12 protein-coding genes are annotated in these 21,529 nt (G+C 42.7%); all 12 read left to right on the top strand.

Features of this window, described 5'->3' with window-relative positions:
• The first annotated feature begins 32 nt into the window (after positions 1-32).
• Positions 33-896: a hypothetical protein gene (locus L0B18_RS01335; RefSeq protein WP_234567316.1), complete on the top strand. Its 864-nt coding sequence runs from the start codon at positions 33-35 to the stop codon at positions 894-896.
• Between the two features lie 342 nt (positions 897-1,238).
• Positions 1,239-4,283: a SusC/RagA family TonB-linked outer membrane protein gene (locus tag L0B18_RS01330; RefSeq protein WP_234567315.1), complete on the top strand. Its 3,045-nt coding sequence runs from the start codon at positions 1,239-1,241 to the stop codon at positions 4,281-4,283.
• Positions 4,284-4,319: 36 nt separating this feature from the next.
• Positions 4,320-5,789: a RagB/SusD family nutrient uptake outer membrane protein gene (locus L0B18_RS01325; protein WP_234567314.1), complete on the top strand. Its 1,470-nt coding sequence runs from the start codon at positions 4,320-4,322 to the stop codon at positions 5,787-5,789.
• Between the two features lie 222 nt (positions 5,790-6,011).
• Positions 6,012-7,109, top strand: a complete 1,098-nt coding sequence (locus L0B18_RS01320) for an amidohydrolase family protein (RefSeq protein WP_234567313.1) — start codon at positions 6,012-6,014, stop codon at positions 7,107-7,109.
• Between the two features lie 13 nt (positions 7,110-7,122).
• Positions 7,123-9,204 (top strand): glycoside hydrolase family 36 protein, encoded by a 2,082-nt coding sequence (locus L0B18_RS01315; protein ID WP_234567312.1) that lies wholly within the window; start codon positions 7,123-7,125, stop codon positions 9,202-9,204.
• 37 nt (positions 9,205-9,241) lie between these two features.
• Positions 9,242-10,705, top strand: coding sequence for a flavin monoamine oxidase family protein (locus tag L0B18_RS01310; protein WP_234567311.1), 1,464 nt, complete (start codon positions 9,242-9,244; stop codon positions 10,703-10,705).
• Between the two features lie 12 nt (positions 10,706-10,717).
• Positions 10,718-11,449, top strand: coding sequence for a c-type cytochrome (locus tag L0B18_RS01305; RefSeq protein WP_234567309.1), 732 nt, complete (start codon positions 10,718-10,720; stop codon positions 11,447-11,449).
• 65 nt (positions 11,450-11,514) lie between these two features.
• Complete coding sequence (locus tag L0B18_RS01300) at positions 11,515-13,029, top strand: hypothetical protein (RefSeq protein WP_234567308.1); 1,515 nt, start codon at positions 11,515-11,517, stop codon at positions 13,027-13,029.
• A gap of 76 nt (positions 13,030-13,105) precedes the next feature.
• On the top strand, positions 13,106-14,515 hold the full coding sequence (locus L0B18_RS01295; RefSeq protein ID WP_234567307.1) for a DUF4832 domain-containing protein: 1,410 nt from the start codon (positions 13,106-13,108) through the stop codon (positions 14,513-14,515).
• A gap of 124 nt (positions 14,516-14,639) precedes the next feature.
• Positions 14,640-16,226 carry a glycoside hydrolase family 31 protein gene (locus tag L0B18_RS01290; protein ID WP_234567306.1) on the top strand — a complete coding sequence of 529 codons (1,587 nt, stop codon included), beginning with the start codon at positions 14,640-14,642 and terminating at the stop codon, positions 16,224-16,226.
• Positions 16,227-16,925: 699 nt separating this feature from the next.
• A complete protein-coding gene (locus L0B18_RS01285) occupies positions 16,926-19,859 on the top strand; it encodes a SusC/RagA family TonB-linked outer membrane protein (RefSeq protein WP_234567305.1) in 2,934 nt (977 codons plus the stop codon).
• Positions 19,860-19,894: 35 nt separating this feature from the next.
• Positions 19,895-21,463: a RagB/SusD family nutrient uptake outer membrane protein gene (locus L0B18_RS01280; protein WP_234567304.1), complete on the top strand. Its 1,569-nt coding sequence runs from the start codon at positions 19,895-19,897 to the stop codon at positions 21,461-21,463.
• Positions 21,464-21,529 lie beyond the last annotated feature (66 nt).

Genomic DNA, 21,529 nt, shown 5'->3' with positions numbered 1-21,529 from the left:
CGCTTTGCTTAAAAGTATTACCAGTGTAGCCAATGAATAAATCAGAAATTTTTGGAGATTGGCTGGTTGACTACGATTTAAAAGACGGCGGACGAATAAAGCGTTTATGCTTTAACAGATTTGATCTTTTAACCCGCGAGCCTTCACGGTTTACTCCTCCCAGCCAGGATTTTGGAAAATTTGAAACGAGACCTGTTTACGGGTATGACGACTGTTTTCCTTCGGTAGAAAGGTGTGGATATCCCGGTAAAGAGTGGGTAGTTCCTGATCATGGAGAGTTGTGCTGGCTGCCGTGGGAGGTTGAACAAAAAACCGGTCAACTGACTTTTTCAGTTAAAAGCCAGGCATTGCCGGTTACATTTAAAAGAGAGCTGTTTTTTGGTGAAAACGAGTTGAGATGGTCATTTGAAGTCAATAATCATGGTAATGAATGGCTTCCCTTTCAACATGTAATGCACCCCTTGCTGAATATTGAAGAAATTGCCGATGTAAAGTTACCCGGTTTCAAGTCTGTTGTTGATGAGAGCGAAGGTGAGTTAAAATTAAAAAGTTCAGAAGATCTGAGAGATTTCCTGTTTTCTGTGGGAAAAGGTCACGCAAGAATGCTTTACCTGGTACAACCTGATGACAACAAAGTGCAATGGAAGTATAAAAACGGCGTGTGCGTAGAGATGTCTTTTCCTCAAGAGTACTTTTCATCCATTGGTATCTGGTGGGATAACTGGGGATATCCAAATGAAGAAGGTCATAGAAGATGTGAGTGCGCATTTGAGCCCATTGCAGGCCTGACCAGTAAGCTCGACGATGCGCATAAGGCTGGATTAGCCACCTATATAGAGCCCGATAGTTGTATTACGTGGGATATCCGCTGGAAAATAAAAAAGAATGTTTCTTAAGATTCATTTCTGATTACCCCGCTATCAGCTTCATTTATATTTTGATGCTTTAAAAAAATTTCAATTCCATCCTGTTTTTAGAAAAAATCGATGCTTTTCTTTTTTATTATTAGCTTCTAAGATCATTCATCCATCTTATTTTAAAAACAATGATTTAAAATAAGGTATTAAAAATACTTTATTTAAAAGCTTCAAAATAAATAGGAAAAAATAGCTAATACGATATAAAACGAAAGAATAAAAATTTTTAAACCTTGTTTTTATACTTTTTTTTAGCTTATTTACACGTATAAGAATACAATTTGCTTAGCTGAAATTCTTACTAATCATTAAGGTGTAAATATGGAGAAACAAGTACAGTCCTGGCTTAAAAAGTTAGGGTATAGCTTTTTTTTAGTGTTGTTTTTTGCAACGTCGATATATGCTCAACAGCGAACTATTAGAGGAACAGTTAGTTCCGCAGAAACCGGAGAAACACTCCCCGGAGTAAACATTGTCATAAAGGGTACGCTTTCAGGAACGGCTACCGATATGGATGGCAATTTTAGCCTTAACGTTTCTGATCCGAACGCCATTTTGGTCTTTTCTTCTGTAGGATACAAATCTTTGGAAGTTGAAGTAGGCTCCTCTGAAGTATTGGATGTAACCCTCGAAGAAGATATCGGGAGTTTGGAAGAACTGATTGTAGTTGGTTACGGTACCCAGAGAAGGGTTGAAGTAACCTCGGCAATTTCTTCTGTACCTGCAGATGAAATTGCGCAACAGACCACGACCAATATAAATCAGGCAATGCAGGGCCGTGTGGCCGGTGTTAACGTTACCGAGAACAGTGGTGCGCCCGGAGCTGGTATTTCTGTGGATGTCCGTGGAATCGGTACCATTGGGAATAGTAGTCCACTATACGTCATTGATGGCATTCCCGGAGGCGATCTTAACTCCATAAATCCACAAAATATCAAGTCTATTGAAATTTTGAAGGATGCGTCAGCGGCAGCCATTTATGGGGCCAATGGTGCAAATGGTGTGGTATTGGTTACCACGAAAGGAGGAAGAGTAGGCCGGCCTCAAATCGATTTTGATATGACCTACGGAATTCAGCAGCTTTCTAATACTGTGGATGTGTTGAATGCCGAAGAATATGCCACATTGCAAAATGAGGCGCGTGCTGCTTCAGGATTAGAAACGTATTGGGATAATCCATCTTCTTTAGGAAAAGGCACGAACTGGCAGGATGAACTTTCCAGAAATGCCGCTCTTCAGCAATATAATTTGTCGGCTTCCGGAGGTACGGAAGATCTGCAATATTTTGTTTCAGGTGGTTTTTATGAACAAGAAGGTGTTCTCGTTGGAAGCGGTTTTGAACGAGGATCCATCCAGGCCAATGCCGATTATAAAATCAACGACTATTTCAAAATTGGAAACAGACTTTCATTAGCCCGAACCACTCAATCTGCTATTCCGGAAGATTATCCGTTTGCAACAGATAACCGTATTGTTGGTGCGCTGGAAATGTCTCCCACAGTACCGGTTTACAGAAATGGACAATTTGCCGGGCCGCAGGGTGATTTTGAAGGTAGCGGTCAAGGTCCGAATCCGGTTGGATTGGCGACCATTAATGATGTAAAAAATCAAATTTCAAATGTTGTAAACCGCGCTTATGTCCAACTTACACCACTTGAAAATCTTGTAATTAAGTCCGAATTGGGCGTTGATTATACAGATGGAAGCTATTTTGAATTTAACCCAACCTATCGCTGGGGAATTACTTCCAACTCCATTGCCCAGTTGTACCGGGCTGAAAGCAATAGCTATGGCTGGACAAGTCAAACTACGGCAACGTATGAAACGATTATTCAGCAAGATCATGAATTAGATTTGTTGGCTGGTTTCTCAGTTAGCGAGTCCAGGTATGAATCACTGGATGCTTCCGCCCAGGGTTTTATCAGCGAAAATGTGAGAGTGATTAGTGCTGCCGATCAAATCAACAGTTTATCTGAATATGTTGAAGAAGAAGGAATGATCGGATATTTCGGCCGGGTAAATTATGCTTACCAGGGTAAATATCTATTCACAGGAAATATCCGGGTAGACGGTTCTTCAAAATTTGGTGAAGGAAACCGATATGGTGTTTTCCCTTCATTCTCTGCCGGTTGGAGATTGTCTCAAGAGAAGTTTTTGTCTGATGTGGATGCCATTGATGATTTGAAACTTCGTGTAAGCTGGGGTAAATCCGGTAATTCCCAAATTGGAAATTACAACTACGCCACGCGCCTCAACCTTTCTCAATACTATGTGTTAGGAAACGGTCAGGAAATCGTGCCCGGCGTAGCTCCGAACAGTGTTCCCAACGAAGATGTGAAATGGGAAACAACCACCCAGACCAATATTGGTATTGACCTGGCGATGATGAGGGAAAAAATCAACTTTACGGTAGATTATTACATCAAAAATACCACTGATATGTTGGTGCCTGTGCCAATACCAAGTAGTTCTGGTATCACAGAAGCTCCTTACCAAAATGCAGGCGAGGTTGAAAACAGGGGACTTGAAATTTCCCTGATGCACCAAAATTCAGTAGGCGATTTTTACTACAAAATTGGCGGTAACTTCGCGACAGTTAAAAACGAAGTGCTTGACCTTGGGGGCGGACTTCCTATCCCCTCCCCCATTTTATACCGTGAATCTGTTCGTCTTACACGAACCGAAGAAGGCCGGTCCGTCGGTGAGTTTTACGGATATAAAACAGATGGTTTGTTCCAAACACAGCAGGATATTGACAACCATGCTACCCAACCGGGTGCAGCACCGGGCGACATCCGTTTTGTGGATACAAATGGTGATGGCGTGATTAATGACAGTGACCGAACCTATCTTGGCAGCCCGATTCCCGATTTTCAATTTGGAATTACAGCGAACTTCTCCTACAAAAACTTCGATCTGAGAATGCTCTTCAGCGGGGTGTACGGGAATAAGCTGATCAATACCATGGGATATCGCCTGCTGAACGGATCACATATCGGTAATAAAATGGCCGGCGCCCTTGATAGATGGACCGGACCCGGTACAAGTAATGATATGCCGCGTATGACCTGGAACGACCCCAATGATAATGCCAGAATTTCTGACCGTTATGTGCAAGATGGATCATATCTCAGGCTGAAGAACATTCAGCTTGGATATAACCTCTCACAGGATCTTTCAAGCTCCATTGGTGTGCGTGAGCTCCGCGTGTATGTAAGTGCACGTAATCTGTTCACAATTACGAATTACGATGGATTTGATCCTGAATTGGGTAAAGTTGACAACAATAACCTGAATTATGGAATTGATATGGGTAGTTATCCCGTACCTCGATCCTTTAATGTAGGTTTAAGTGTTGGACTTTAATCACATCATTGCTTTTAAATCAAAAAATTTAGTGTTATGAAAAAATTAATTATAAGCTTTCTGATATTTCTGGCAGTTGCTTCCTGGGGGTGTGAAGATCAAATCCTCAATAAGCAATCTCCCAATGAAGTAACGGCAGTTAATTTCTATAAAACCGAAGATGATGCCGTGGCAGCTATTAATGCCGTATACGATGCACTACAGTATCGTGGATTATTCAAAAACAGCTATTGGTCCATCGGAGATATTACTTCCGATGATGCCGACAAAGGTGATGGCGGTAAGTCAGATGGTCCCGCATGGTGGGAGTTTGACCTTTTTGATATTAAATCAACAAATTCCCTTTTAGCAGATAGCTGGGCAGATAGTTACACCGGCATCTACCGAGCCAATATTGCGCTGGAGCGAATTCCTGCTATTGATATGGACGAAAGCCTGAAAAACCGGTTAATCGGTGAAGCAAAATTCCTCCGCGGCTACTATTACTTCTGGCTGGTTCGCCTGTTTGGTGATGTTCCGCTTATTACAGAACCGCAATCTCTTGGGGATCTGAAAGTCAGCAGAACAGCTAAAGCTCAGATATACGACTTGATTATAAGAGACATGAGCGAAGCCGCTGCTGTCTTGCCCACAACTTATTCAGACGGAGATCTGGGCCGTATCACAAAAGGAGCTGCCAACGGAATGCTGGCAAAAGTATACATGTGGCAAAAAGACTGGCAACAAGCTGCGAATTATTCAAAGCAAGTAATCGATTCCGGCGTGTACAGCCTCCTGGAAAATTATGCTGATAATTTCGAAGAGGAATTCGAAAACGGCAGTGAATCTATTTTTGAAGCTCAGTTCATGAAAGGCGGGCCCAATGGAGCCTGGGGAAATGGAAGTGATGGTACCATTCATCACATCAGTATTGCACCCAGAAACTCCGGAACACCCGGTTTGGAAGGTTGGGGTTTTGATATGCCAACCCAGGATTTGGTGGATGAGTTCGAAGAGGGTGACCCTCGTTTAGAAGCTACCGTATTGATGGAAGGCTCTACAATTCAGGGTGGCAAAGTGTATAATCCTGAATGGTCTTCAACCGGTTACAACACCCGAAAATATCTTGTAAAACGAGATGGTTTCATAGAAGACGGAAGTGATTCCCCGGTAAATGTGCGTGTAATGCGTTATTCAGAAGTTCTTCTCAATTATGCTGAAGCATTGAATGAGCTTGGACGAACCGGAGAAGCTTACCCATATGTAAACCAGGTTCGCGAACGAGTTGGTTTGGCGCCGCTGGCCTCCGGAATGAGTCAAGACGCATTTCGTGATGCTGTTTACCATGAACGCAGAGTAGAACTTGCACAAGAAGGTCACCGCTGGTGGGATCTTGTGCGAACAGACCGTGCGCTGGAGGTAATGAGTGCAAAAGGAAGCAATATCCAGCAGCACCATTTGATTTTTCCCATACCTCAATCCGAAATTGATGTAAATCCGGAACTAACCCAAAATCCGGGATACTAACATCAGTTTATCTGTTACGGTTCTGTCCGGGTGTTTGTTGAAATCCGGGCGGAGCCGGAATAGATCCATGCAAGTGCAAGATTTTCAGTATTGTAGATTATATACTGATATTAAAAGCTGGCCATAAAATCGAGAATCAGATATTGTTCAAGCAGAACGTTATGGCGGCAGGACAAATCAAATGTTTGCTAATTCCAATATGATATATTCGTTACTCCTCTCATGAAGAAAATAATCAGTCTGTTCTGTTTACTGGCCGTTTTTTCCACGTCTCTGGTTGCCCAGAATAATACCGCAGAAGAAAAAGCTCCGGCGGAAGAAGTTTTATTAAAAGATTACCGTCCCAAATCCATTTATAAACTCCCGGAGTATAAAGCAGAAAAAGCAAGTTTTGGTGCTATTGATATGCATTCGCACCCTTATCCCAATAGCGAAGAGGGAATTAAGAAGTGGGTGGAAACCATGAAGGAAAATAATATCAAAAAAACCATGGTTCTCACGTACAGTACAGGCGCTGAATTTGATTCATTGTATTCGGTCTATTCCAAATACGGCGATTATTTTGAAGTGTGGAGCGGAATTGATTACACCGGTTACAACGAACCCGGATTTTCTGAAAAATCAGTTAAAGAGCTTGAACGTTTGCACGCGGTTGGTGCAACCGGCATTGGCGAACTTGGCGATAAAGGAAGCGGCCTTGTTTATTCACATCCAACAAAAGGTGTAGGTCTGCACATTGATGATGAAAGACTGGATCCGGTTCTGGAAAAAGCAGGCGAACTTCATATGCCGATCAATATTCATGTGGCTGAACCATACTGGTTTTATATGGAAATGGACTCTACCAATGATGGCCTGATGAACGCTGTCGATTGGCGTCTTGATAACAAGAAAGATATTCTTGGCCATGGCGAACTTCTGAAAACACTGGAGAATGCAGTAGCTAAACATCCAAATACAACATTTGTGGCCGCCCATCTTGGGAATAGTGCATATGATCTGAACATCATTGGACGGATGCTTGAAAAATATCCCAACCTCTATGCTGATCTTTCCGCGCGTTACGCCGAACTATCTCAAATTCCGCGGCATGTTCGGCAATTTATTATCGACCACCAGGATAAGATTGTATACGGTACGGATATGGGTACGGACGGGCATATGTACGATGTAACATTTCGGGTGCTTCAAACAATGGACGAGCATTTTTATGAACACGACACTTTCGGATATCACTGGAGCTTGAATGGTTTTGATTTGAGTGAAGATGTGCTCAGAAAAATTTATGTAACCAATCCGGAAAAAATTCTTAACCGATAATACCTATCCATATATGAAATCTATCTCACGTTTTGGTTTTTTACTCTCCCTCGGAATAGCCATTGTTTTTACAGCTTGTTCCAGCCATGATGAACCCTCGATAAAAAGTGGCGATTTAACTCTTCATTTCAATAATCAACTATATACAAAAGTTGATTTCTCACAGGCAGAAACGGATCTCATTACGGATTTTCAGGCTTCAGAAATTCTGAAGATAAACGGAGAATCATTTAGTGATTTCGAACAAACGGAGTTCACCAGCCAATCTGTCAATGATATGATTGGGAAAGGAAATCGCCTTACAATCAGTGGTGAGCTAAACCAGGATTCATATCAAATCAAAAAAACAGTTACGGCTACCGTTTATGAGGATATCCCAAATCTGATTATTACAAAGGTAGATTATGAAAATCTTGGAGATGAAAGTATTGCCATCCAGGGATGGGAAAACAATCGGTATACCGTGGCCGGTGAAGTGACAGACGCATCTGAGGCAGGGTTTTGGTCGTTCCAGAGCGGAACGTATCCTTCACGGCAGGATTGGGTGTTACCTGTAGGAAAAGATTTTTATCAAAAAAATTACCAGGGAATGAACTCTTCTGATTATGGAGGAGGTACACCAATCGTAGATGTTTGGCGACAGGATGCGGGATTAGCAGTTGGTCATATTGATATTGAACCCCAGTTGCTTTCACTTCCGGTAAATTCAGAAGGTATTGAAGGTGGCGTACAGATTGCCGTTCAATTTGATGCAGATAGTATCTCTACCCAAAAATTTGACAGAGATCTTGCTCCGGGAGAAAATTTCTCCACATTGGAGACTATTGTTATGGCCCATACAGGAGACTTTTTTGCATCTGTTAAGAATTACAGTAAAATAATGGAAGCTAAAGGAGTCGGGTTTCCAACTCCGCCTGAAACAGCTTATGAGCCTATTTGGTGCGCCTGGGGATACGAACGTAATTTTACAGTTGACCAAGTGATAAACACCCTTCCAAAAGTAAAAGAGCTTGGATTTGAATGGGCTGTTTTGGATGACGGCTGGCAGATTGCCGAAGGTAGCTGGGTTACAAATAACAAGTTTAATGATACCAGCATGAAGGAATTTGTGGATCAAATTCACCAGCATGGACTGAAGGCAAAACTATGGTGGGCTCCGCTGGCTGCAGATCCCGGATCGGATGTTCACGAAAATCAGACCGATATGCTGTTGGTAAATCAAGGAGGAGACTACCAGCATATTACGTGGTGGAACAGCCATTATTTAAATCCTGCACTGAACTCAACCAAAGAGTATCACAAACAATTGGTTGAGAAGTTTATGGACGAATGGGGATATGACGGGCTGAAAATTGACGGACAACATTTGAACCAGGTACCGCCGGATTACGGACATGAGGACAGTCAGGAGTACCCGGAAAAATCGTTAGAAGAACTCCCGGACTTGTACAAAGTGATTTATGATACAGCCCTTGATATTAAGCCCGATGCCGTTGTGGAAATTTGTCCCTGCGGAGCTTCGATCTCTTCCTTTATCACACCGTTTATGAACCAGTCGGTTTCTTCTGATCCGCTCAATTCATGGCAAATTCGTTTGAAAGGAAAAACCTACAAAGCGTTAATGGGTGGCGATGCGGCTTATTATGGAGATCACGTTGAACTAAGTGACGATCAGAGTGATTTTGCTTCTACCGTGGGAATTGGCGGCGTGATTGGAACCAAATTTACATGGCCAGCCGATGCTGATCCCGAAGGAAAATATGTGCTTACAGAAGAAAGAGAAGAGTTGGTAGCCAAATGGATGGATATCTACAAAAAATATATGCTGCCAAAAGGAAACTATCGTGGTGAACTGTACGATATTGGTTTCTACTCTCCCGAAGCCCATGCGGTAGAAAAAGATGGTAAACTGTTCTACGCTTTCTATTCCGATTCTTTTGATGGCGAAGTGGAACTTCGCGGCTTGGAATCCGGCAAAGAATATCATCTGATGAATTATGAAACCGGTGAAGATCTTGGAACCGCAACGGGTCCTGAAGCGAAACTGGAAACCAGCTTTACGCATCATGTAATGGTTATGGCAAGCCCGGAATAAATCAGTGCTAATCCAAATTTTTTAAGCCGAAATAACCATGGACAGAAAGAGTTTTTTGAAAAAAAGTTCATTAGTAGGGTTGGGTTTTTCCGCCATGCCTTTTTACTCCAAACAAAACCGGGCTGAACGTCCGGTTGCAAACCCGCGCGTAAAGAAAAAAGTGATTGTGGCAGGCGCGGGTATTGCCGGTTTATGCTGTGCTTATGAACTGATGAAAATGGGCCACGAAGTTGTGGTACTTGAAGCCGCCGGCCGTTACGGGGGAACCGTTTTATCTGTGCATGATGGACTGGCTGACGGCCTGTATGCCGACTACGGCGCCGAAAATTTCACAAAGCCGGGGTATGAAAATTACTGGAAATATATCGATGAGTTCGATATTCCTGTGATTCCCTATTACCATCGCGTAAATACGCTGAACAGAGTGGATGATGAGTGGCTCAGCGAAAGTGATCAGCAGCAAAGGCAGCAGGATGCTATCAAAAAATCCGGTGGGCTTAACCGAAGGGAAAAGCGTGCAATTTCTGAAAACGAGAATGTAAGCACCTATGTAAGCCTCGAAAAATTATACCTGGAACCTTACCTCGAAAAGTTCGATGATGAATATCAGCCATTCGGTGTTGGCTATGATGAGTTAGATACGGTTCCTGTATCCGATATTTATAAAAAGGAGGGCGCTTCAAAGGCTGCCCTTCAGTTGCTTGGAGGGGGCGGTACGTCTGCCCTTAACAAATTATGGCAAACATATATCATGAAAAAAAGGGGCTACTGGGGCCCCATTGATCTTTTCAGGATTAAGGAGGGAAATGAAGTTCTCCCAAAAGAATTTGCGAAACGGTTAGGCACACGAGTAAAACTGGGATGCAATATTCTTGAAATCCAAAATGACACTGCCGGCGTAGCCGTAACCTATCGTGAGTTTGGCGAAGACAAAAAAATCTCGGCTGATTTCATAGCCAATTGTTTACCGGTTACAGCTCTTCGAAATGTCATCATCACACCGGATTTACCCGCTGAAAAGAAATTTATCCTCGATAATATATCATACGAACAAAAATCCCGCGTGGTTTTTCAGGCCCGGTCCGAATTTTGGAAGAAAGATGATGTGAGTATCAATCTCACCTTTAATCATCCGTTTTTGCAAACCATTTGGCGTGTAGCGGAAGAGGTGGATACGTCACGAACTGTATTGATGGCCAAAGCGCCATCCGGTGTAAATCCGCTGCGAACACTGGCTACATTTAAAGAACTCTATCCCGGTGATGCCAAAAACATTGATATTGAGCAAGTATTGATAAAAGACTGGTCTACCGACACATTTACGCCGGGGTGTGAAAGAGAAGGTTTCCCGATGGGAACGCTGAACAGCTATTGGCCTCACCTGATTCGTCCCGAGAAAAGAATGCATTTTGCCGGCGGATACGCAGATAACCGAAGCTGGGGGATGGAAGCTGCAACCAACTCGGCAAATCGTGTAGCGAACGAAATCGATCAGGCTTAGAGAACGGGCATTATGAGTATACGAGTTGCTTTAAGTATCATCGCAGGATTTACCTTCTTCTATGCATTGCATCCAAGTTCCGGGAACGCAGATCTGCCAACGACAACCATTGTTCAAGCCGGAAAACCGGATGTCAAGTTAGAAATTGGAGCTTCAGGAAATCTCACGTGGGGACAGCGGGTCCGTTATTCCATTCATGTGGAAGATGAAACGGACGGAAGTTCGCGCTACGGAGAAATCAATTCAATAGAAGTATTTCTGAATGTTCGCTATGTGTCTGATTATAAAAATTCAGCTTCTCTGAAAGATCAGGCAAAAAGTGATCTGTATACAGCCGGCGGTTTGGCGCTGCTTGGTAAAAGCACTTGTTTTGGCTGTCATTCCGATGAAAATAAAATGACTGGCCCTTCCTTTTCAGAGATAGCAGATGCTTATAAAAATGATGCAAATCGTCAAGAACAACTGGTAAAAAGTGTGAAAGACGGGTCGTCTGGTAAATGGGGAGAGGTGGTTATGCCGCCGACAGTAACATACAACGACGAAGAAATTTCGAAGATTGTAGACTACATCCTTCAGCAGGGTTCCTGCACCACATGTTGGGTATATCAGGGAGCCGAAGGTGTGCTTGAAGTGATGGAAAAACCTGATCAGAATAGTACCGGCGGGGCGTATGTCTTAACAGCCAGTTATACCTCTTCTGCCGGAGAGCAGGGCCTGGATACGATTGTATTACCTGTTCAATAATAAAATCGAATCTGAGAGAGATTTGATTTCTGCTTATTTCAATATCAATCCATAGAGCTTAAATCATGAATAGAAAATCGTTTTTACATTCCGTGGGCCTTTCAGGAGCCGCGGCATTCCTGGGAGTCAATAATATTGGTAAAAATCCCTTGTCATCTGAGATTCTTTCCCCCGAAAAAAACAGACTTTACCAAGGTCCTTTTCCCGTAGATGAAGTTCCGGGATGGGGCGTGGTTATGACGACTATTCCATCGCAAAGAATCCTTAATAATTTTGGGATGGGACTGGTTACATATGTAATTGATGAAGCAGGACCACCGTCGGTGAAAGGTGAATCACTGGAAAAATCCATTGAAAAGCTTGCGCAGATTCCCATGGGACAAAAACTGTACCTGCGCCTGAACTGGAAAGATCTTCAGCAAAAACCAGGCGAGTTAAATTCATCCAAAGCCTGGAATCTGGCTTTTGAAATGGCAGAAAAATACAACAAACGAATTGCATTCCGTGTGATGCTCAGCAATCCTGAAATTCCCGGCCTGGCGATGCCCGATTTTGTGGCAGAAAAAGTGCCAATGGTTGAGCTGGGAAAAACAGACGAAATTGGCCTGGATGGAAAAGTTCATTATGAACCCCGGTATGATCATCCCGAATTTCAGAAAGCATTTCGTGACTTCGATCGCCTTTTGGCAGAGCAATATAATGGCCATCCGCTTATCGAATATATGGACACCTATATGTATGGATTTTGGGGAGAAGGACATACCTGGCCGTTTGAGACAAATCCATTTCCCGATTCTGTCGTAGCTGAACAAACTTTTAATGAGATGTTCAGAATACAGCAGGAACACTGGAACCATGTGCCACTCACAACAAACACACAGCCGGATTTTAGTAAAGTTGGAAATGATGCACTTCTGGAAGAAACGTTGAGAACCGGAAACTGGCTGCGAACCGACACGATTTTTATTGAAAATCAGCAGATTGCTGCACTTAGTAATCGCGAGTCGCATATTGCGGCTTCCATTGAAGTGGGAATGTCAGACGGAACCGAAGAAGGTACATTGGTTTATGATGGACAAACGCACACAGAAAATGAGATCCACCATGTGATGGATGTAGGGCCCAATTACTACTCCTTGTGGAATTGGCAGGCCATCGCTGCCGATAAAGTTCTGCGGTATTATGAACAACATCCCAATGGCATCGATGAAATTGCCCGAAAAATCGGGTATAGAATTCGCCCGTCATGGATTTGGCACTTTAACAAAGAAGGGCATAACGGACTGGTTTTTGGTCTGGTAAATGACGGATTATCCGGCGTTCCGGGATCGATCAAACTGATCCTGAAAGATGAAAGTGGTGAGGAACTTTCTTCCGGATTTGTGGATCCGGGATATCCGAAACCCACCGGCGTACGGCAGGTGCGAATGATGCTTCCCAAAGGCGCTGACTGGCAAAAATTACGATTGTCTGCAGAAATCAAGGTGAAAGGAAAATTATATCCGGTGGAATGGGCCTGCCGACAGGAAACAAATTCTGACGGAAGCCTGACACTCCGACCAACGCCCGGTCTTGGATAAATTTAGGGTCGGCGGCGAAAGAAAGAGACATATGCTAACAAATAGCACAAACCACAATTCAATCATCTTGAGAAATATGAAACGAACACTTTCAGCTTTGGCAGCTACACTACTATTAATGTATGGCTGTGATGTAAATAAAAACTCCGGCAAAAATACCTTTCAGGATCAGGTTTTTACATACACAGAATCCGATGCAATTATTGCAAACCCTGAACGGGGCCTGCAAAAATATTCCATTACCGATGATTCCTATTATTCAACGGCGGATTATTCGAATATTGATGAAGCGGAGTTAACAGAGTGGAGAACAGGGCCGGAAAAAATCACGGTTTTATACAGATATTTCTTATTGGGAGATTTTTTAGAATCAGAAATCTCACAAGCCTATTTAGAGAATATCCAGAATGATTTTAACCGGATTCGCAATGCAGGTTTTAAATGTTTGGTGCGGTTTTCCTATACCAATCGTCAGTCAGCCACCGAGCCTCAGCAGCCAACCAAAGCATTGATTTTGCAGCATATCAACCAGTTAGCTCCTGTGCTGGAAGAAAATAAAGATGTGATTGTAGCTCATCAGGCTGGTTTTATTGGTACGTGGGGCGAGTGGTATTATACAAATTCCGACGAATTCGGAACAGACGGCAGCATCAACGAAACGCAATGGGCAAATCGAAGAGAGGTGGTATACGCTATGCACGACGCCACTCCGATGGACATTCCAATACAGGTGAGATATCCGGAAGCAAAAATTAGCATGTATGGAGAAACAGAACTTACGGATGCCACGGCGTACAAAGATACTCCCCAGGCAAGAGTTGGTTTTTATAATGATGCATTTTTAAATGTCTGGGGTGATATGGGGACATATCGCGTTTCGGGCGAAAATGAAAATCCTGTGGGAACGGATGACTATTCATTCCTGCAAAATGAAACTCAATACCTGCCCATGACCGGTGAAACGAACGGATTAAATTCTCCCCGGACGGATGGCGAAAATGCAGTGGAAGAGATGGATCTGGCAAACTGGTCCATCATCAACCGGGATTACCATCCGGATGTTGTGAATGGCTGGATTGATTCCGGTTATTTTGATGAAATGCTCAAAAATTTAGGATACCGGCTTGTACTGAATCAAGCCTCGTTCTCACAAAACGGAGATATGTTAGAAGTAACATTAACCATGGAAAACAAAGGCTATGCTCGGCCTTTCAGGGAACGCGAAGCTTATTTGATTTTCAAGAATTCAAGTACGGGCGAAGAACAAATCGTTTCTGTACCCGGCGATGTTCGAACCTGGGAAGGCGAATTTGAAATTACAATCCCGGTTGAAAAATCAGAACTGGAAAGCGGCGTGTATGAGGTTTCTCTGCACCTGCCAGACAGATTACTACAAGGCCGTCCTGAGTTTGCTATTCAGCTTGCCAATGAAGATATGTGGGATTCCGAAACGGGACGAAATATTCTTGGTGAGATACAAATTTGAAAAACGTCCCAAAACAAAGATGTAACTCTTAAACAAATATCATTTCACAAGCTTCTTTAAAATGATGATGAATAGGTTAGTAGATAAAGGTTTGAAAATAATTAAAAGCAGTACAGACAATCGCATGAATCAAAAATACATCATAACTCAATTACTCTGTTTCCTGTTTCTGGTGACAGGAATTGCCACTGGCCAACAAAAAAAAGCAACCATTGAAATTCCGGTTCAAGATAATGAAGCCTGGTGGAGTGGAGTGGTGAATCATGGAGAAATGCTCCCAATTAAAAACGGATATCATGCCAATTTGGAAAGCAATTACGGAAACCAGGTTCAGCCGCTTCTTCTTTCAACCGAAGGTGACGTGATCTGGTCGGAAGACCCATTTGAAGTAAAAATGGCTAATAATGTTTTAACCGTTTCTTCACCTAATTCATCACTGATCCATACAGACGCAGGTTCTACTTTGAGAGAAGGATATCTTTACGCTTCCAAAACCTATTTTCCGCCGGCAGGAGAATTGCCGGATGAATTGATGTTTAGCGCGCCACAGTACAACACCTGGATTGAGCTGATGTACGATCAGAATCAACAAGATATTCTGGAATATGCACGGAATATCATATCAAACGGATTTCCTCCCGGCGTTTTGATGATTGATGACAACTGGCAGGAAGATTACGGAAAGTGGGATTTTCATCCCGGCCGGTTTTCGGATCCAAAAGCAATGGTAGACTCTCTTCATGCCATGGGTTTCAAAGTGATGCTTTGGATGGCGCCTATGGTCAGCCCCGACAGTGATGTGTTCCGGTTGCTGAGTGAGAAAGATATGCTGCTGAAAGACGCCGAAGGAAATGCAGCGGTTATCCGATGGTGGAATGGGGCAAGCGGTATTCTGGACCTGTCCAATCCGGATACTGAAGAATGGTTCAAGGAACAACTGGATTACCTTCAGGAAACCTACAATGTAGATGGGTTTAAATTTGATGCGGGAGATTTTCATCATTATGACAACACCTATACGAGCGATGGTCCGGCTTCCCGCCAGCGACAAAGTGAACTGTATGGACGTATAGGGCTTGATTATTCTTTGAATGAATATCGTGCGATGTGGAAAATGGGAGGACAACCCTTGGTAAATCGCTTGCGGGATAAAGCTCATAGTTGGGAAGATCTGCATAAATTAATTCCGGACATTCTCCTCCAGGGACTGATTGGATACAACTTTACCTGTCCGGATATGATTGGCGGCGGCGAGTTTACCTCATTCTTACCCGGCGCGGAAATTGATCAGGAGTTGATTGTTCGTTCAGCACAATCTCATGCGCTCATGCCAATGATGCAATTTTCAGTTGCTCCGTGGAGAATTTTGGATAACGAGCATTTAGAAGCGGTGGAAAAAGCGGTGGAACTGAGAAAAAAATATGCACCCGTTATTCTTCAGTTAGCCCGTGAGTCGGTAAAATCAGGCGAACCTATCGTCCGGTCGATGGAGTATATGTTTCCACATCAGGGATTTGAAAATATAAATGATCAATTTTTCCTTGGAGACACCATCCTCGTTGCTCCCGTACTGGAGAAAGGTATCGATACACGAAAAGTTGTTCTTCCGGCCGGACGCTGGAAAGACAGCAATGGAAAAGTACATGAAGGGGATCAGGTGGTTGAAGTTCGTGTGACTTTAGAGAGTGTGCCACACTTTGAGCTTCAGTAAATTTTGTCATTAGTTTAGTAGAGTAATCAATTCACGTTAAATAACGAGAATTACAAAGCTTGTCATCCTGCTGTTTCTCATAAAACAGCAGGATGGCGACCGGGGAGAAAAGTTTAGCATATCTATCGATTTAGTGAGAACGGGATAAAAAATCACCTAAATCAATCCATCTTTGTAAAAAAAACGTAAAGAGTGGTGGTTTTATGAATGACTATAGTCTTATTATATGTCCCGGGAAGGTTCACTCAATAAATATTTGGAAGGAAGAATAGTTTTAATCTTTCGATTCGTTTTAAAAAACTATAAAACGAAAGGCGAAAATTTCTTTCATGTGAGTTGTACGGATAGAAAAGTAAATTTTTTACATATTCTTTTATGTTATAAATATAATGTAAACCAAGTTTATTCGTTTCTATTTCAGATAATACCGATCAAAAATTTAAACTTTTTAAATAATTTCTTCTTTCCTTTAAAGAAGTTAGGTTTCTTTTGTTTTTTCGGCTCATTTCATTTCTATTCCCTTTTAACCATTAGAAATTTACTATATCTGTTTTTTTCATCTAAAAAAGTTATAAAACGAATTAAAAAAAACATAAATGTTTTGCTTTTCTCATTTTTTTGATTTTTATTCCTTTATATAAAGAAACAATAACTTTTCTTTTGTTTAAAATTCTTATTTAATCTCTAAACGGTGTAAATATGGGAAAACATATACATTCCTCTCTTATAAGATCGGGGTTGGGTGCAGTATTGATATTGATCTTTAGTGCCTCCCTATATGCTCAGCAAATAACGGTCTCTGGTACAGTGACTTCTGTGGAAACAGGAGAAACTCTTCCTGGGGTAAACGTTGCTGTTGTTGGTCAAGCAACCGGTACCACAACAGATTTTGAAGGTAATTATGAACTGAATGTGAGCGCAGATGCAACTCTTCGCTTTTCATATATCGGTTTTATTACACAGAATATTCCGGTTAATGGAATGGAAACTATAAATGTGGAATTGGCGGAAAGCGTCCAGGCTCTTGATGAACTTGTTGTATTGGGTTATACAGTAGTGTCAAAAAGGGACGTGTCCAGTTCTGTTGCTCAAATTAGCGAACGGGATATTGAAACGATAACAACCAGTGATCCGACGGAAGCTATTGAAGGACAAATGGCTGGTGTTATTGTTGAACAATCCAGTGGCCGGCCTGGTCAAAACGCGGATATTATAATTCGTGGAATGGGCTCAATATCAGCCAGTTCGTCACCTCTTTACGTTATAGACGGTGTGATTGCGGGTGCAGGTGAACGTGAGGCAGTAGCGCCTTCTGATGTTGAATCGATTAGTGTGCTGAAAGATGCGGCAGCAACAGCACTTTATGGTTCCAGGGCTTCTAACGGGGTTGTGGTAATTACCACTAAAAAAGGTCGTGCTGGTGATACTCAAATTAACTTGAAATCCTCAAGGGGATACAGTACAACTCTGCATGGAAATGAAGAGTGGATGGATGCACAGGAATTATATGATTTTCACCAAAGCATGGTGAGTGCAGAAAATGGCCCTTTTTATAACCGTCCGGAAATTCTGAACCATGACACCAACTGGAGAGATATCGGTTTTGATACGGGTATTACACAGATGTATGACGCTTCTATTTCCGGTGGTGACAGTCAGACTACGTTTTTTATCTCAGGAAATTTCTTTCAGGAAGAAGGTACCAACATCGGTACGAACTACGAGAGAATTTCTGGTCGTGTAAACGTACAGCATAATTTTAACGAAGACTTTCGTGTAGCTGCCAGGGTTGCCGGTAACTATGGCACGAGAGACAATGTTGTACAGGGAAATCCATATACGATTTTAACATTCTCACAAAGAGCTCTGCCTTGGGATAGTCCTTATAATGAAGACGGCACAGTTCGTGTAGGTACCGAGTCAGACTGGTACTCTCGTGATTCTGAAAACCCGCTTCATGGGATGCAATGGAATACTGACATTGATAAAGTCTCTTTCTACTCTACTGATATCCGTTTAGAGTATAATATTACAGATTGGGCAAGTGTTACGAGTTCAAACCGCTACTCCCAACGGGACGGCAGACGGGAGATATTCCTGGATGGCAGATCTTTGGCAGGTGGCGCCAGAAATGGCTCAATTGAAAATGAAAGTGAGCGGGCTACATCTTTGCTTACTTCTAACCTTCTTCATCTTAACAAAGGCTGGGCTACTCAGTCCTTAAGTGGTCTGGTTGGTTTCGAGTATCAGGAAAACCGATCCGAGTGGAACAATTTTGTTGGCGGTGGTCTTGCTCCGGGTTTGAAAATTCCTGACGCAGCAGCTGTACCTTACGAAGTAGGAGGGAATATTGGCGAAAGCGCGTTTGTATCAGTTCTGGCTCAGGCTGAATATGAATACCTTGAAAAATATATCGCAACGGTTTCATTCAGACGTGACGGATCTTCAAGATTCGGTGCAGAGAACCGATTCGGTAATTTTTATTCAGTAGGTGCATCTTGGATTTTAAGCCGTGAGAATTTCCTTGCCGATGTTGATGCAATCGAGCAATTGGCTCTTCGTGCCAGTTACGGAACAACAGGAAACGCCAGTATTGGTAATTATGAAGCACAGGGATTGTATTCCTTTACCAGTAACTACATTGGTTCTCCTGCCAGTTTCCCTTCTCGGGTTCCAAATGATGATTTAACCTGGGAAGTTGCCAAAACATACAACATAGGTGTTGACTTGGATCTTTGGAACAGAATCAACATGTCAGTTGATGTTTATCAGCGAACAAATGACGACCTCCTCCAGGAAGTTACGTTACCAGGTACCAGCGGTATTGACGATCGTATCCTGAATGTTGGATCGGTAAGAAACCAAGGTTTTGAATTAGCTCTCACCACTACAAATATTCAGGGAACAGACTTTAACTGGACCACGTCTTTAACCTTCTCAACAAACAGAAACGAAGTTGTTGAATTGTATGATGGCGAGCCTATCAATCTTGATGACGACAACATGCGATTGGAAGAAGGATACGACATGAACACCTATTACCTGAGAGAATGGTATGGTGTAAATCCACAAACGGGTGCTCCTCAATGGATTAACGAGGATGGAACAATTACCGAAGATTATGGAGTGGCTGCTCCCCGATTGGTAGGTTCTGCATCCCCGGATTTTCAGGGTGGTATGAGAAACAGATTACAGTATAAAAACTTCACTTTCGATGCATTTATCACTTATATGAAAGGTGGTACTGGCTATTATGGCAGTGGTATCGACTTTGGAGCTTATATGACCACCAACTATCGTAAGTTGAGATCAGGTGAAAGTTACTGGCAGCAGCCCGGTGATAATGCTCACTTCCCTGCAAATGTAGTGGGTGGTAATAACAGTGGTCACCTTGAGTCCAGCCTGTGGCTGTATGAGCGGTCTTACATTCGGTTAAGAAGTGCCAGATTAAGCTATACACTATCTCCAGACCTGTCGTTTATGCAAACAGTTGGCCTGAGAAATGCAATGCTTTATGTCAACGGGGAAAACCTCCTCACATTTTCTGACTGGCCAGGCAGAGACCCTGCTTCAGTAGAAAACGACTACCCGCTTGCGCGAACCTTCCTTTTTGGGATAGAAATCGGCTTTTAAACGAATTTTAATATCAAATCAGAAATCAAAAAACTATGAAACATTTAAAGATAGTTTTAGCAACTGTAGTGCTGTCACTCGTTATGCTGTTCAGCAGTTGTGACATAGCCCGCTCACCATACGATGGTGTCCCCGTTGATCAGGCATTAAACTCTGTGCAAGGATTAGAAGATGTAACCAGGGGTAATTATGCATACCTGAAAGATGAGACAGCAGGTACCAATAACCTTGTGATGATGCTTTATCAACCCGGAGATTACAGGTCAGATGATCTGATGATCAGTGGTACAACATCAAACCGGATGATGCTTACTTATAATTATCTCCATAATCCCAATATGGCGAATACGCTTAATTTGTGGAGACGCGCATATCGGCTGATTTATAATGCAAATACGGTTGTAGATGCAATTACACCCGGCGAATCTGCTGAATTGGATCAACTTCGGGGCGAAAATCAATTCCTCCGTTCATTGATGACTTTGCATCTGGTAACTGCTTTTGGCCGTCCATATTCTCATGGCAGAGATAATCTTGGAGTTCCAATTATGCGAGAACCCGACCTGGAAGCCCAGCCTGCACGAGCAACGGTTGGTGAAGTTTATGACTTCCTGGTAGAGGATTTAATCGAGGCGGCAAATCTTATGGGCTCTGAAAAATCAAGTTCATATGGTACAAAAGAAGCTGCATTGGCCCTTTTATCACGTGTATATCTCTACAGAGGTGATAACGAACAAGCTATTGCAACGGCAGATCAGGTTATAAATTCAGGAAGATATGAGTTGGTGGATACCGAGACTCTTCCCAGATATTTCACCTTTAATAATGAAGCTGATGCCCGATCTGAGTCTATCTTTGCAATTCGTCACGTAATGCCGTCTGATGATCATGGCAGAAGCCACGGTATAGGATCTATGATTTACCAATCTTCCTCCGGCGCTGGATGGGGCGAAAACTACGCTTCAAAAGCTTACCGTGACTTAATTGATCAGTGGCCGTCAGATGTTCGCCGACAGTTCATCGAACCTCAGTTTGAGATTGTAAATGGCGACACCGTTCGTGATGGAAATGGTAACTACGTTTACAGGGAAAGAAATGGATTCCCACGATTCTACGTCACTAAGTTTTGCTGCCAGGATGGAACCGAAATGGGGAACTCTCCGGAACTGATCCGCTATTCGGAAATCTACCTGAATAAAGCAGAAGCATTGGCAAAACTCGGACAAAGCCAAGCAGCGTTAGATATTGTGAACATGATCCGTACCCGTGCCAATATTCCACAGGAAGGGTTGTATTCTCTTGGAAATTTAGGCGATCATGATACAGTTCTTGATGTTGTGCTTGAAGAGCGAAGACTCGAACTTTTCATGGAAGGACACCGGGCACACGATTTATTCCGAAACATGAAAGATCTCTACAGAGATTATCCCGGAACGCATCTCGCACCTGGTAACCCTGGAGTTGATCTGAATTCCGGACCTGTTGATCCATATACAGGAATTCGTGGAGTACAACATATACCGTGGGATCACACAAGAATTATCTTCCAAATTCCTGAGCAGGAAATTGACCTCAATCCGAATTTGGTACAGAACCCAATTTAACTCACATCCATCCTTGATAACTAAGAATAGGAGTACGTAGCAGTTTAGTACTCCTATTCCTTAAGA

It is taken from the genome of Rhodohalobacter sp. 614A (assembly GCF_021462415.1).
Classification (GTDB): Bacteria; Bacteroidota; Rhodothermia; order Balneolales; family Balneolaceae; genus Rhodohalobacter.
Note: the sequence above shows the minus strand (reverse complement) of the source record. Positions and strands in the feature narration are given on the sequence as shown.

Coding starts and splice junctions, on each gene's coding strand:
- L0B18_RS01325 (WP_234567314.1), top strand. CDS start 4,320: ATGAAAAAATTAATTATAAGCTTTCTGATATTTCTGGCAGTTGCTTCC.
- L0B18_RS01320 (WP_234567313.1), top strand. CDS start 6,012: ATGAAGAAAATAATCAGTCTGTTCTGTTTACTGGCCGTTTTTTCCACG.
- L0B18_RS01305 (WP_234567309.1), top strand. CDS start 10,718: ATGAGTATACGAGTTGCTTTAAGTATCATCGCAGGATTTACCTTCTTC.
- L0B18_RS01335 (WP_234567316.1), top strand. CDS start 33: ATGAATAAATCAGAAATTTTTGGAGATTGGCTGGTTGACTACGATTTA.
- L0B18_RS01285 (WP_234567305.1), top strand. CDS start 16,926: ATGGGAAAACATATACATTCCTCTCTTATAAGATCGGGGTTGGGTGCA.
- L0B18_RS01315 (WP_234567312.1), top strand. CDS start 7,123: ATGAAATCTATCTCACGTTTTGGTTTTTTACTCTCCCTCGGAATAGCC.
- L0B18_RS01310 (WP_234567311.1), top strand. CDS start 9,242: ATGGACAGAAAGAGTTTTTTGAAAAAAAGTTCATTAGTAGGGTTGGGT.
- L0B18_RS01280 (WP_234567304.1), top strand. CDS start 19,895: ATGAAACATTTAAAGATAGTTTTAGCAACTGTAGTGCTGTCACTCGTT.
- L0B18_RS01295 (WP_234567307.1), top strand. CDS start 13,106: ATGAAACGAACACTTTCAGCTTTGGCAGCTACACTACTATTAATGTAT.
- L0B18_RS01300 (WP_234567308.1), top strand. CDS start 11,515: ATGAATAGAAAATCGTTTTTACATTCCGTGGGCCTTTCAGGAGCCGCG.
- L0B18_RS01330 (WP_234567315.1), top strand. CDS start 1,239: ATGGAGAAACAAGTACAGTCCTGGCTTAAAAAGTTAGGGTATAGCTTT.
- L0B18_RS01290 (WP_234567306.1), top strand. CDS start 14,640: ATGAATCAAAAATACATCATAACTCAATTACTCTGTTTCCTGTTTCTG.